Genomic DNA, 15,291 nt, shown 5'->3' with positions numbered 1-15,291 from the left:
GTTATAATTTATTTTCTGTTTTTAACTTTTCAATTTGGGCTGCAAAGTAACGATTTTTTTTCGGCATTTTCAAGCACAATTGTTGATAAATTTTTATTGCTTTATCAATTTTACCTTGACGAACATAAATTTTTGCCAAAGTTTCACTCACAACCTCTTCATTATCAATGTCACTGTTTAAAGAAGCTTCATCAATATTATAAATTAAATTTTTTTGATTTTTATCTGTTTTCTTATCGGAATTGTTCAAAAAATGTTCTATAAGTCCTTGATTTTTATCAAAAATTTCTTCTTCTACAATATGATTTTGACGTGGAAAATTAAATTCCGGTTCAAATAATTCAACACCGACAAATTTCAAATCTTCCTTTTTCTCTTGTTTTTTGTATTCAAGTAATTCTCTTAATTTATTTCTATCCGAAATAATAAAAGCCGATTTACTTAATTCCTTACTGAAAAAAGCATATTCATCTTTTTCAAAAAGAAATTTTATAAATAATAAATGAGCCGTTTGGAAATAAGGATATTTTTCTATAAGTGACTCTATATCATTCATAGATTTATCATTTTCCATAAAAGGAGAATTAATATAGGATAATATTTTATCTTTATTAATCATTACCAATTTACAACTGCTCTGTTAAATATATCATTAATTAATTCCGCAACAATTTCATCCATAAGAGAGCCTTCTACATCACTCAAATTCAAAGAACTATCATAATCGACATATCTTGAGAAAGAAGTATTAAAGTTTTTTCTTTCATCAATTGTATTTATAAAAGTAACTCTTACAGTTACGGTAAGTCTGTTCAATGCGGCAGTTTGATCGCTGGTTATAGCTTGAGGCGATGTGTTATAACCCGTAATTATTCCGCTGAATTGCAAATCACCTTCTTCATCAATTAATTTTAAGGAAGTGCGAGATAGAAATCTGTCTTTCAATGCTTCTGTTATAGTCTGACTTAAAACAGGATTTACCAGAGTTGCATGATTCTGAAAATAATCGATAGAAACCGTTTTCACTTCCGGTTCAATGGAAGCGCCGGTAAATGAATAAACTCCGCACGAAGTGTAAAGAAAAATCATCCCGACAATCATCATTAATATATATGTTTTTTTATTCAAGATCATATTCTTTTATCTTTCTATATAAAGTTCGCTCAGAAATACCAAGTTCCTTCGCAGCGTTTTTACGGTTTCCTTTATGTTTTTCAAGGGAACGTTTTATTAAATTCTTTTCATTTTGAATAAGCGATAAAGATAAATTATCATCAACTACCTCAGCTACCTGAACATGCTGTTCCGGTTCGGATTCTTCCTGCTTAGGAGTTTTTCTCGTATCTGTAACTTGAACTACAGGATTATAAACATAATCATCATTTTCCGTTTTAAAAGAAGACATTATTTTATCATCGGTACGGGCAGGAAAGTCACTATGATTTTTGGAAAATTTGAAATCCGGTGTTACGGAAACAATTTCATTAATCATATTGTGTAAATCATTGATATCTTTTTTCATATCAAACAACACCTTGTACAAAATTTCTCTTTCCGAATAATTGCTCCCTGATGAGTTTTCTTTATTATCCTGAGTGTAAAGAACAGGTAAAGAATTAATTTCATCGGGCAAATATTTTTTTAAAGTCTCGGCATCAATATCTCTGTTTTTTTCAATAATAGAAATTTGTTCACAAATATTTTTCAACTGGCGAACATTACCTTCCCAACGATAATTTTCAAGAACAGTACGTGCTTCGGTAGTTAAATTAATATGCGGAATTTTATTTCTTTCGGAAAACTCAGAAACAAAACTTCTAAAAAGCGGATAAATATCTTCCTTTCTCTCTCTTAAAGGCGGAACATAAATTGGAACCGTACTTAAGCGATAATACAAATCCTGACGGAATTTGCCTCTTTGAATAAGTTCCGTAATATTTACATTAGTAGCCGCAACAACCCTCACGTTTGTCCTTTGAACTTTTGAAGAACCAACTTTAATGAATTCGCCGGACTCGAGCACACGCAATAATCGAACTTGCGTTGCTAAAGGTAAGTCGGCAACCTCATCAAGAAAAATAGTTCCTCCGTCGGCAGCTTCAAAATATCCCTGGCGTGCTTCATGAGCTCCGGTAAAAGAACCTTTTTCATGACCGAATAATTCACTGTCGATTGTTCCTTCGGGAATTGCACCACAATTGACAGCAATGTATTTCCCATGTTTGCGCGGACTAAGTTCGTGAATTATCTTAGGAAAAACTTCCTTGCCGACACCGCTTTCTCCGAGAATGAGAACTGTAATATCAATTGGCGCGACCTGACATGCAATATCAATCGCACGATTGATCAAAGGAGAATTTCCGATAATTCCAAATCTTTTTTTTATTGATTGTATATCAGCCATAATGTTTATCGTATTGAAGCATTAAGGTTTTTAGTAAATAACTCTATCAATTGATTCATTATTTTATCAATTTGATTATCAGTTAAAGTTTTCTCATTATCACGAATGATAAAACTAACAGCGTAAGATTTTTTATTTAAACCTATCTTTTCGCCTTCATAAACATCAAAAAGATTTATTTCTCTTATGAGTTTGCTTCCTTTAGACTTAGAAAGAGAAACTATATCAGCGAATTTCAGATCGGAATCAACTAATAAAGCCAAATCTCTTCGAACTTCAGGAAATTTCGGAACAGGTTTAAATTGTATTTTGTTAGTCGCAAGTAAATTCAAAACATTTTCCCAATTTATATCGGCATAATAAACCGCTTGTTTTATATCAAAATATGTGAGAATATTTTTCTTGATGATAGAAATTTCAGCAATTTGTTTTTTAGCGAAAGAAATTTTTAAAGTTTCGCCGAAAGTTCCGTCATCAATAACTTCCTCGTCTTTTGTAGCATCATTCAAGCCTAAGGTATGAAGCATTCTTAAAACAATGGATTTTAAAGTGAAGAAAGATACTTCTTTACTTTTTTCATACCAATTTTCATGCATTTCATTGCCTGTTATTAGAATAGAAAGACGATATTCTTCGTTATATCTTTTTCTAACGTCCGCATCTTGCGGAACTTCAGGATTATAGCTGTAAATATTCCCAAATTCGAATAACTTCAAATCCTTAACTTTTCTATTGATATTATAAGCTATTGTTTCCAATCCGCCGAAAAGTAAATCTCTCCGCATAACATTTAATTCTTTAGAAAGCGGGTTTAAAATTTTGACATTATTTTCCGAAGATAATTTGTCTGATAACTCAGTATAAACATCAGCTGTAAGCGAATTATTCATTATTTCTCTAAAACCGTTGGAACTGAGAAAATCTGCAGCTTTGTTCACAAACTTATCATTTTTATTTTGTACGCCGGAATCGGGTGAAAAATTATGATAATTTTCTGTTTCAATATTATTATATCCGTAAATTCTAAGAATTTCTTCCGTTAAATCCGCCTCACGTGTAACATCGTATTTTGCTGTAGGAACAGCAATCACAGCATCTTCTTCATCCGAATAAAGAACTTCCATATCCATTGCTTTCAAAATAAAAAGCATTTCTTCCGAAGGAATTTCTTTTCCTATTACGGATCTTATATGTTCGAAATTTATTTTTACCTGTTTTCTTGCTATATGAAACGGATAAACGTCATTAATATCAGAAGCGATTGTACCGCCTGCTATTTCTTTGATGAGCAGAGCTGCTCTTTTCAAAGCATAGATTGTCATTTCGGGATCTACACCTCTTTCGTAGCGAAAAGACGCATCCGTTGAAATGCCGTGATGTTTTGCCGTTCTTCTTATTGTTACAGGATCAAAGACAGCACTTTCTATAAAAATATCAGTAGTTTTTTCTGAAATTCCAGATTTACTTCCGCCAAGAACACCGGCAATAACCATAGGTTCTTCGGCATTACAAATCATTAAATCTTCTCCTGTCAAAGTTCTTTCGATTCCATCGAGAGTTGTAATTTTTTTACCTTTAGGTAATTTTTTTACAATGATTTTATTTCCGAGAATTTCATCGGCATCAAAAGTATGAAGAGGATGACCTGTTTCAAAGAGAACAAAATTACCGATATCGACAATATTATTAATCGGTTTCAATCCTAACGAAATCAACCGGTTTTTGAGCCAATCCGGAGATTCCTGCACTTTCACGCCTTTGAGACTCACTCCGGCATAACGCGGACAAGCTTTTACATCTTCAATGATGATTTCGACAGGAAGATCATTATTATCATTTTTGAAAGAAGAAACATCAGGAAGATGAAGCTTTACTGATGTTTTGTTTCCGGCATTGTAATTATCAACACTCAGGAGTGCTGCTATATCACGAGCCACACCGATATGCCCCATTGCATCCGACCGGTTAGCAGTAAGACCGATTTCCAGAATATACTCATCCTTTATATTTAGATAATCTCTGAATGGTGTTCCGGGAACAGCATGTTTATCAAGGATCATGATTCCTTCATGTGAGTTTCCTATACATAATTCATCTTCAGCACAAATCATTCCCTCAGAAACTGCACCTCTGATTTTTCCTTTTTTTATTGTCAATGGAGGGTCTGTAAAATAAAGTTTTGTACCTATAGTAGCAACTGCAACTTTCTGTCCGGCAGCAATATTAGGTGCTCCACAGACAATATTCAGAGGTTCTTCATTACCTATGTTTACCGTAGTTAATTTAAGGTGATCGGAATCAGGATGTTCAACGGATGTAAGAACTTCACCCACAAAAACACCAGCCAAACCGCCTTTTATGTTTTCTTCTTTTTCAACACTTTCAACTTCTAATCCCGAAAATGTCAATTTATTGGCAATCTCTTCAGGAGTTAATTCAAAATCTACATAATCTTTTAACCAGCTGTATGATATCTTCATTCTATCTTTATTGATTTATATAACCTGCAAAGATAATAAATAGTTAAGAAATATAAGTTTTTTATTTTCCCCCTAATATCTTTTTACTTTAATTACCAAGTTGATTAAATCTATTTGCATCTAACTTTACAAAAATAAATAGCAAAATTGTAAATGCCATTAAGCTGGATCCTCCGTAACTGAAAAATGGTAGAGGAATTCCTATAACAGGAAGTAATCCTATTGTCATTGAAATGTTTATAGCTACATGTAAAAAGAAAATTCCGGCAACACAATAGCCATAAATTCTGCTGAATGAGGAACGCTGTCGTTCCGCTAAAAGAATAATTCTGATAATTAATGTTAAAAACAAACCTAAGACGACCATACTTCCCAAAAAACCAAATTCTTCACCTACCGTACAAAAAATAAAATCTGTTTGCTGTTCGGGCACAAAATCGAATTTTGTTTGTGTTCCGTTGAGATAACCTTTTCCGGCAAATCCGCCGGAGCCAATCGCAATTTTCGATTGATGAACATTATAGCCAACTCCTTTAATATCATCTTTTAAACCTAAAAGAACTTCTATTCTATCTTTCTGATGCGTTTGTAAAACATTATCATAAACATAATCGACAGAAAAAATGCATATTGCCGAAAGAATAAAGGAAGTTATAAGATACGGGATTACTCTTTTTTGTTTTCGAAATAAGAAATATGCAAATATTGCGATTACAAAGATTGCTCCCAGAAGAATAAATTGATTAACCAATAAAGAAAGTACTATTAAAACGAGGAAATAAAATGCTAAAAAAATAACATTCATTGATAAACCTTCTCTGAACAAGGCAATAAAAAACGAGAAAAACACTAGCGCTGAGCCTGCATCGGGTTGTAACATAATCAATACTACGGGGAAAAATATTATTGCCATTACAATTAGCTTGTTTTTGTTGTTCATTTTAGAAAATTGATTTTCACTTATAAACTTAGAAAGTGCTAATGCGGTAGCAAATTTCGCAAACTCTGCCGGTTGCAGAGAAAACGATCCGATCTGAATCCAAGCTTTTGCTCCCGATATTTCAGTTCCGATTATTAAAACCAGAATTAGGAGTAAACATATTAAAAAGTAAATCACATAAGAAAGTTTATTAAAGAAGTTTGCGTCCATCAATAATATTACAGAAGCAATTAAAAAAGACACTCCGATAAACAGAGCTTGTCGTCCATAATTTGTTGAAAAACTAAAATTTATATTTTCAGGATTTGGCCCGCTTGTAGTAGAAAAAATATTTAACAACCCCAATGCTACTAAAACAACATATATTAATACTATGCCGAAATCCATACTTTTTATTATTGAACCTCTTTTAGACATATCAATATTCAATTAATTTAGTGTTAAGAACATATTCTTCTACATTTATTCTTTTTACTTCTCTATTAAGATAATACTCAATGAGTAAAGAAGCTATCGGCACAGCAAAGGTACTTCCGTAACCGGAATTTTCAACAACAACAGCAATTGCAATTTCCGGATTATCTTTCGGTGCAAAACCAATAAATAACGCGTGATTTTCTCCGGCATTTTGTACTGTTCCTGTTTTTCCACAAATTTCAATTCCTTCAACTTGTCCGTACCATCTTGCGGTTCCTCTCTTAATAACCTCGTACATACCTTCTTTGATCGGAACAAAATGTTTCTTATCAATAAGTGTTTGATGAACATTTTTTTCAAAAGGATAGATTGTATCATTTCTTGAAATAACGGCTTTAACAAAATGCGGGTCAATGTATTGGCCATCATTAGCAATTGCGGCTGCAAAGTTAGCCAACTGGATCGGAGTAACTAAAATTTCTCCTTGACCAATTGATAAAGAGCGAATTGTGCTTGATTTCCATCTTTGATTATTATACATTCTATCGTAATAGTTTGCATCCGGAATATTTCCTTTATTGCTGTACGCTAAATCAGTTTCAAAAGTTTTTCCCAAGCCAAAACTTCTTGCTGCTTCCGCCCAGTTGTTTAATCCTTCAGCAGAAGAACTAAAAGAGTTGATATAATTTTCGAAAGATATTCGAAAAAACGGATTACAAGATTCTCGTAATGCGGCAACTACGTTTAGTGGTGATTCATGATAGTGGGTGCATTTTATCGGCGTTGCCTCAGGACCTGCACAAGAAAACCGTGTATAATTAGTAATATTTCCATTTTGAAGTGCAACTAAGGCATTAAACATCTTAAAAGTTGATCCTGGAGGATATTCTCCCATTAAAGCTCTATTTAACAAAGGAGTATATATTGTATCGTTAACCAACATTCTATAATTTGCCGCTCTTTCTCTTCCTACAAGCAAATTCGGATCATAAGAAGGAGCGGAAACTAATGTTAAAATTCCTCCGGTTTTTGGGTCAATAATAACAATACTTCCTTTCTTATGTTTCATTAATTTTTCAGCATAAGTCTGAAGATCAATATCCAATTCCAGAATTAAATCGTCGCCTTGTTTTGCAGAAATATCATTTTCGCCGTTATTATAGGGACCCATTTCCACATTATGAACATTTACAAGAACTTGTTTAACTCCTTTAACACCTTTGAGATTTTTTTCGTATTTTTTTTCAAGGCCATTCAAGCCTGTATAATCTCCAAGTCTATATTCAGGATTATTTCTAAGGAAATTTTCACTAACCTCTCCTACATCACCAAACAGATGAGCTCCAACCGGATAGGGATATCTGCGGACTGTTCTTGCTTGTATTTCTATACCATCGAACATGTAAAGAGATTCCTCAACTTTTGCAATTTCTTCCTTTGGAATTTGTGAAATAAAAACCGACGGCTTATATCTTGAATATCTCTTACTTTTATTTAGTAATTCTTCAAATTTTTCAATATCAATATTTACCAATTTACAAAAAGCGGTTGTATCAAAATTTTTCTTCACCATATTCGGTGTTACAAGCAAATCGTAAACAGCTTCATTACAAACAATTAAATTATCATTTCTATCGTATATTAATCCTCGTCCCGGATAAATTATTTTTTCCTTTACAGAATTATTTTCTGCATAGATTTTATACGACTTATTAACTATTTGAATAAAGAAAAGTTTTACCAGCATTATTAAAAATATAACACTGATAAATCCTATTATTAAATATTTTCTTTTTTCAAAAAAATCGTTTCTCATCTATTTAGCAGGATATTAGATATATTTATCCTCATATTTTTGTTTTACAATATCAACAATATTTCGAATCTTCTGTTCATCGTTTTTATTGCAAACAAGTAAAACATCTTTTTCATCAACAACAATTATATCATTCAGGCCTTGAATAACAATTAGTTTATCATTATTATGAGAAACAACAACACTATTATTAGTTTCCAATGTTAAAATATCCGTTCCGATGCAAGCATTATTATCTTCGGTTTTTAAAGAATTTTCGAAAAGAGAAACCCAGGTACCAAGATCAGACCAACCGAAATCTGTTCGATAAACAAAGACATTATCGGCTTTTTCCATAATTCCATAATCAATAGAAATACTTTCGCAGATATAATAAGTTTTTTCAATGAATTCTTTTTCCAAAGATGTACCGTACAAACTTTTTCCTCTTTCGAACAGCTCATCAACTTCTGGCAGATATTTCTTAAATGCTTTTTGTATAGATTTAGCCGACCATATAAAAATTCCCGAATTCCAAACAAAATCACCGCTTTCAAGAAAAGAAAGGGCAAGTTCATAATTAGGTTTTTCCGTAAAAGTTTTAACTTTCAATATTTTACCATTAAGTCGTTCCTTATTATCTTCATCAATTTGAATATATCCGTAACCCGTATCCGGTCTCGAAGGAGTAATACCGAGAGTAATCAAACAATCATGCTTTTCTGCTTCGTTGAGAGCCTCGGTAGCTACTTTAATGAAAACATCTTCTTTAAGAATAATATGATCCGAAGGAGCAACAATTACCTGTGCTGCCGGATTTTGGTTTAAAATTCTATAGTTGGCATAAGCTATACACGGAGCTGTATTTCTTCTAATCGGTTCACAAAGAACATTATTCGGTTTTAATTCGGGTAACTGTTCTAAAGTTAATATTTGATATTGTTCACTTGTTACTACAAAAATATTTTCGGCAGGACAAATTTTGTTTAATCGTAAAAAAGTTTGTCGTAGTAAAGATTCACCGGTTCCGAGAATATCAATAAATTGTTTAGGCGTTTGAGTCCTACTCATTGGCCAAAAGCGAGTTCCAACTCCTCCCGCCATTATGATTGCATAAAAATTTTTATTCATTCTATGTATATTTTTGCAAAATTAAATATAAATTAAGAATTGGGAGTTGTTTTTCCATTGTTAAATTTACTTTACAAATTCTCACAAACTACAAGGAAAATTTGATAATTGATAATTAAGACTTTCTAAGTCTAAATGATTTTTTTAATCGAACTAATAAACATAATTAAATATATAATAATCCATAACAAATTCTTAATTAATTATCTCATTCTCCCAAAATTTCCTAACTTTCTCTGACTATCAAAATTTTTTGTAATTTTGCTTTCAATATTTTTATTAAGCTAATAGTGAGAATACTTAGAGATAAGATAGACAAATTCATTCGTAAGTATTATTATAATCAAATACTTACCGGAATAATTATTCTTTTCGGAATAATTATAAGTCTTTTACTGATCTTTATTTTTATCGAACATTTCAGCTGGTTAAATTCTTTAGGCAGGGCTATTTTATTCTGGATAATGATTTTGAGTGCGGCAGGAATAAGCATTTATTTCATCATTATTCCTTTATTGAAATTATTTAAACTTGGAAAATATATTTCCTATCATGATGCCGCACGTATTATTGGAAAACATTTTCCCGAAATTAGAGATAAACTTTTAAATTATCTTCAACTTGAAGAAATGAACCAGGATGATGCTTATAATAAAGATCTTATCATCCAAAGTATCAATCAAAAAATTGAAGCTTTACAACCACTTAACTTTTCAAAAGCTGTTGATTTCAAAGCAACTAAAAAATATTTTTTCTACGCTCTTCCGGTAATTGTTATCTTTTTTCTCATTTTTATTATAAAGCCGGTTTTAGTTAAAAGCTCAACCGAAAGGATTATAAACTATAAAAAGGAATTTGTTAAGCCGCAGGATTTTTATATCAATTTAGTGAATGAAAACTTAACAACTGTCCAAAATAGTGATTATACCATTTTGTTCAGTATCAGCGGAATAAAATACCCTGAAAATGTTTTGCTTTATTTCGGAAACAATTCCGGAAATATTGAAAATACTTACATGACAAAAATTAATGATTCTTTATATCAATTCACTTTAAAAAGATTGCAAAAGAATATTTCTTTTTATGCCATTGGCGAGAATGTTTCTTCGCCGACTTATACCCTACAAGTTTTACCAAAACCGTCTTTGCTAAATTTCGAAATTTCATTAAACTATCCAAAATATACAGGTCATCCTCAAGAAACAATAGAAAATATCGGTACTTTTAATGTAATTTACGGAACAAGAGTAAATTGGAAATTCTATACTCGCGACACCGACGGAATAATTCTCCTTAAAAACGGTTCGCCCGATACTTTACTTACTAATGCTGTAAATACTTTCTCTTTCGATTCGCGTTTTACACAAAACACAGATATTGACATTATTTTATTCAATAAATATATTAATAATGAGGATACTTTAAGGTTTAACATTCGAGTAAACAATGATCTGGCTCCGGATATTAAAATTACTGAACTTAGAGATTCCGTTTTCTTTAAGAATTTATATTTCTCCGGATTAATCTCCGATGATTACGGATTCTCATCTTTGAAATTCTATTATCGTATTTTTCAAGGGGATCATCCCTACGGTAACTATTGGAACATGGCTGTTCCTTTTGAAAAAAATGTTACTCTGCAAAACTTTTATTGGTCGATAAACAGTGATGATATTGGGCTATTTCAGGGCGATGCTTTGGAATATTATTTTGAAGTTTGTGATAATGATGAGGAAAAAGGTTATAAATGTACAAGTTCTTCAAGAAATATTTTTAATAAACTTACTGCATCTCAATTAGATAAATTAAGCGATACCAACAGAGAAGCTTTTAAAAGCAATATTGATACTTCTTTGGAGGATATAAAAGATATCAAAAAAGAAATTGACGATTTTCTTCTAAACTTAAAAGAAAAGGAAAATTTGAGTTTTCAGGACAAGGAAAAACTGGAAAATCTGTTGCAAAAACATCAAGAAATTAGAGATTCATTTGAAAAACAAGTCGAAAATATGAACATAGACAAAATGAATCAAAATGAATATAATGAATTCAACGAAAATATATTAAAGAAGCAGGAAAAACTGGAGGAGTTATATAATAAGATTTTAGACGAAGAAATGCGAAGACTGATAGCTGATCTTGAAAAAATGCTTGAGAAATTCAACAAAAATGAAATGGATCAGCAACTGCGCGACTTAAAGGTTAGTACAGAAGAAATGGAAAAACAATTAGATCAAACTATTGAATTGTTTAAACGTTTGGAATTCGAACAGGAATTTAATAAAGCTATTGCAAACTTAGATAGTCTTGCTAATAAATTAGATAAATTGGCAGAACAGACAGAAAATCCTGAAAATAGTTCTTTTGATAAACTTTCTGACGAACAGGAAAAAATAAATAAAGAATTTGATGATATTAAAAATCAATTGAATAAATTAGATGATCTAAATAATAAATTAGAAGAAAAGCATAAAATTGATTTTGAACAAAAACAGCAGAATGATATAAGTAATGATCTGAAAAATTCAAAAAACAAATTAGACAATAAAGATAGTAAAGCTTCAAAGGATCAAAAATCCGGCTCTCAGAAAATGAAGGATTTATCCGAAAATTTACAAATTCAATTCGATGCTGATTTTGGCCAACAACAAGCTGAAGATGCAGAAAATATTCGTCGATTATTACAGAATATAATTCACTTATCATTTAAAGAAGAATCTTATATTGAAGATTTAAAGAGTATTAGACGTGCTGATCCTCAATATGTTCAAATTATTTTAAGACAAAATGAAGTTAACCAACAACTTAAATTAGTAGAAGATTCTTTAAGTGCATTAGCGAGAAGAAATTTTGAAATTAGTATGGTGATTTTTGATGAACTGTCTCAATTAAAGAAATACTCTTCAGATGCTACGAAAAATTTAACAGATAGAAATGTTCGCCAAGCGATGACAAATCTGCAACACAGCATGACTTCATTAAATCAGTTAGCGTTATTATTATCTGAAAGTTTAGATAATAATAATGATGATGATTCGGGAATGTGTTCTTCATCTTGTCCTAATGGTAAAAAGAAAAAACCAGGAAAAGGTAATAAACCTGATATTTCAACCATGAAACAATTACAAGAACAATTGAATGAACAAATGAAAGATATGATGAAGCAGCAGAAAGGACAAGGCATGCCAATTCCCGGAGGTACCGGAAGTGAAGCTTACGCTAAGATGGCTGCACAGCAAGAGGCTATTCGTAGACAATTGGAACAATTACAAAAAGAATTGCGCAGCGAAGGTCAAAATCTGGATGGTTCTTTACAAGAAGCTATCAATGCTATGGAAAAAACAGAAACCGACTTGATTAACAAAAGATTAACCGACGCAATGCTTAAAAGACAAGAAGAAATATTAACCCGTTTATTAACTTCGGAAAAAGCTACCCGCGAAAGAGAAAAAGATGAGAAAAGAGAATCTCACAGCGGTAGAATTTTCGATAGGAAATCTCCTGAAGAAATCTTTTTTATCAAAAATAATGAAGAAGGAATGACGGATCAATTAAAAACCGTTCCGCCTAATTTAAATAATTATTATAAACAAAAAGTTGATCAATATAGATTCGGTTTAAATAATCAAGAATAAATATCACATGCCAGCAATTAATTTTTTTACGGAAAATATCAATTATATAATTCGCGATAAGAAAAAAATTCGCGAATTATTATTTATGATAATAAAGAAAGAAAAGAAGAACATTTCCGAACAGGTAAATATTATTTTAACTGATGATGAAACTCTATTAAAAATCAATATTGATTTTTTGGGACATGATACATACACAGACACTATTACTTTTTCTTATAATGATAGTGATAACGAGGTTTTCGGGGATATTTATATTAGCCTCGACATGGTTCGTGAAAATGCGAAAACCTTCAAAACTTCTATTCAAAAGGAGTTAGTACGAATTATGGTTCATGGTACATTACATTTATGCGGATATGAAGATAAAACAGAAAATAGTATTTCGGATAAAATGTTTTATCTACAAGAAAAATATTTAAAATCATATAAATAATGAATTTGTTCCACGTGGAACAAATGAAGATAAAAAATAAATTTGAAATCTTTAAATAATTAATTTTTATTATCTGGAATATAAAATCTATATAAACAATAAAAATCAAGACTTAAAATTTTGATTTTTTATATATAAACTATGTTTGAAAAATATGACATAATTGTTGTTGGCGGTGGTCATGCCGGATGCGAGGCTGCGGCTGCAGCGGCCAATTTAGGTTCAAAAACTTTATTAATAAGCATGAACTTAGATTTAGTTGCACAAATGTCATGCAATCCTGCCATCGGTGGTGTAGCTAAGGGACAAATTGTTCGTGAAATTGATGCTTTGGGCGGATATACGGGAATTGTTGCCGATCATTCGATGATTCAGTTCAGGATGTTGAATAGATCAAAAGGCCCTGCGATGTGGAGCCCTCGCTCACAAAACGACAGAATGATGTTTTCGGCAAAGTGGTTGCAAATATTAGAAAGTATTGAAAATCTTGATTTTATTTCAGATAATGTAACCGGTTTGATTTTAGAAAACAATCGTGTTACCGGTGTTAGAACAATGATTGGAAAAGAAATTCATTCTAAGGCTGTTATTCTAACAAACGGAACATATTTGAATGGTATTATACATATAGGTGAAATTTCTTTTCCGGGCGGTCGTATAGGGGAAACTGCTTCTATAGGTATAAGCGAACAACTCAAAAATCACGGATTTTTTGTTGACAGACTAAAGACCGGAACGCCTGTCAGAATTGACGGCAGGACTATTGATTTCTCAAGATTAATTGAACAAAAAGGCGATGAAGACGGAGGAAATTTTAGTTTTACAGATACCCCGAAGATTAAAAATCAAAAGAGTTGTTATATTGCTTATACCTCTGAAAAAGTTCATAAAATTCTAAAAGAAGGGTTTGAAAAGTCGCCGATGTTTCAAGGAAGAATAAAAGGAGTGGGTCCTAGATATTGTCCTTCTATTGAAGATAAATTAAATCGTTTTGCCGATAAAGAAAAACATCAATTGTTTGTCGAACCCGAAGGATGGAATTCTATTGAAATATATTTAAACGGATTTTCTTCATCTTTACCGGAAGATATTCAATATAAAGCGATAAAATCTATTGAAGGTTTTGAAAATGCCAAATTTATAAAACCAGGATATGCTATTGAATACGATTACTTTCCCCCTACTCAATTACAAAGAAATTTAGAAACAAAAGACATCAAATCTTTGTTTTTTGCCGGCCAGATTAACGGCACAACGGGTTATGAAGAAGCCGCTGCCCAAGGATTGATGGCCGGAATTAATGCACATAATTTAATTAATGACAAAGAACCATTTATATTAAGTCGTTCACAAGCTTATATTGGTGTTTTAATTGATGATTTAATTACCAAGGGCGTTGATGAACCATATAGAATGTTTACTTCACGCGCAGAACATAGGATTTTATTACGCCAGGATAATGCTGATATTCGACTAACGCCAATATCTTATTCATTAGGATTAGCTGATAAAGCAAGGTATATACGTGTAAAGGAAAAAATAGAAAAAACCGAAGATTTAATTAAATTCTTAGATTCTATTTCAATACTTCCAAAAGAAATCAATCGTTTTCTTGAAAGTAAAGAAACAGGAGTTTTATCGGAAAGAAGTAAACTTGGAAAGTTAATTCTCCGACCTAACATTCATATTTCTGAACTAAAAAGTTTTTCAACAGAACTAGCAAATTATATTAATGAAAGGAATTTAGACGAAGAAATTATTGAGCAAGCCGAAATAAACATAAAATATCAAGGATATATAAGTAAAGAACAATCTTTGGCAGAAAAATTATCTTCAATAGATAAGATTCCTTTAAAACACGATCTGGATTATTTTTCTATGACAAATTTATCCTATGAAGCAAGAGAAAAATTATCAAGGATAAAACCTTCTACTGTTGGACAAGCATCGCGGATTCCCGGTGTTTCTCCTGCTGATGTTGCGGCTTTAATTGTATTATTAGGGTTATAGTGTTCCACGTGGAACATTTATTATATTTTATTGATTTTCATCT

The 15,291-nt window shown here is 31.6% G+C and carries 10 protein-coding genes; 3 read left to right on the top strand and 7 right to left on the bottom strand.

Annotated elements, in window-relative coordinates:
• Position 1: 1 nt before the first annotated feature.
• From LBP67_08925 to LBP67_08895, 7 genes are all read right to left on the bottom strand, one after another.
• Positions 2–619 (bottom strand): hypothetical protein, encoded by a 618-nt coding sequence (locus LBP67_08925; GenBank protein ID MDR2085099.1) that lies wholly within the window; start codon positions 617–619, stop codon positions 2–4.
• On the bottom strand, positions 619–1,134 hold the full coding sequence (gene lptE, locus LBP67_08920; protein ID MDR2085098.1) for an LPS assembly lipoprotein LptE: 516 nt from the start codon (positions 1,132–1,134) through the stop codon (positions 619–621). The genes LBP67_08925 and lptE overlap by 1 nt, the downstream gene beginning before the upstream one ends.
• Positions 1,121–2,404 carry a sigma-54 dependent transcriptional regulator gene (locus LBP67_08915; GenBank protein ID MDR2085097.1) on the bottom strand — a complete coding sequence of 428 codons (1,284 nt, stop codon included), beginning with the start codon at positions 2,402–2,404 and terminating at the stop codon, positions 1,121–1,123. Before LBP67_08915 ends, lptE begins: the two co-directional genes overlap by 14 nt.
• Positions 2,405–2,409: 5 nt before the next feature.
• The gene (pheT, locus tag LBP67_08910; protein ID MDR2085096.1) at positions 2,410–4,884 is read right to left on the bottom strand and encodes a phenylalanine--tRNA ligase subunit beta; all 2,475 of its coding nucleotides are present in this window, start codon (positions 4,882–4,884) and stop codon (positions 2,410–2,412) included.
• Positions 4,885–4,972: 88 nt separating this feature from the next.
• The gene (gene rodA / locus LBP67_08905; protein ID MDR2085095.1) at positions 4,973–6,241 is read right to left on the bottom strand and encodes a rod shape-determining protein RodA; all 1,269 of its coding nucleotides are present in this window, start codon (positions 6,239–6,241) and stop codon (positions 4,973–4,975) included.
• Between the two features lies 1 nt (position 6,242).
• Positions 6,243–8,057, bottom strand: a complete 1,815-nt coding sequence (mrdA, locus tag LBP67_08900; protein MDR2085094.1) for a penicillin-binding protein 2 — start codon at positions 8,055–8,057, stop codon at positions 6,243–6,245.
• 15 nt (positions 8,058–8,072) lie between these two features.
• Positions 8,073–9,167, bottom strand: coding sequence for a mannose-1-phosphate guanylyltransferase (locus tag LBP67_08895; GenBank protein MDR2085093.1), 1,095 nt, complete (start codon positions 9,165–9,167; stop codon positions 8,073–8,075).
• Between the two features lie 290 nt (positions 9,168–9,457).
• Here LBP67_08895 and LBP67_08890 point away from each other — a divergent pair, with 290 nt between their 5' ends.
• The 3 genes from LBP67_08890 to mnmG all read left to right on the top strand — a co-directional run bounded on the left by LBP67_08890 (position 9,458) and on the right by mnmG (position 15,248).
• Positions 9,458–12,802, top strand: a complete 3,345-nt coding sequence (locus LBP67_08890) for a DUF4175 family protein (protein MDR2085092.1) — start codon at positions 9,458–9,460, stop codon at positions 12,800–12,802.
• 7 nt (positions 12,803–12,809) lie between these two features.
• Positions 12,810–13,238 (top strand): rRNA maturation RNase YbeY, encoded by a 429-nt coding sequence (gene ybeY / locus LBP67_08885; protein MDR2085091.1) that lies wholly within the window; start codon positions 12,810–12,812, stop codon positions 13,236–13,238.
• Between the two features lie 141 nt (positions 13,239–13,379).
• Positions 13,380–15,248 carry a tRNA uridine-5-carboxymethylaminomethyl(34) synthesis enzyme MnmG gene (mnmG, locus tag LBP67_08880; GenBank protein MDR2085090.1) on the top strand — a complete coding sequence of 623 codons (1,869 nt, stop codon included), beginning with the start codon at positions 13,380–13,382 and terminating at the stop codon, positions 15,246–15,248.
• Positions 15,249–15,291 lie beyond the last annotated feature (43 nt).

The organism is Bacteroidales bacterium, assembly GCA_031276035.1.
In the GTDB taxonomy this organism is placed as follows: Bacteria; Bacteroidota; Bacteroidia; order Bacteroidales; family BM520; genus RGIG7150.
This window is presented reverse-complemented; position numbering and strand designations above follow the sequence as displayed.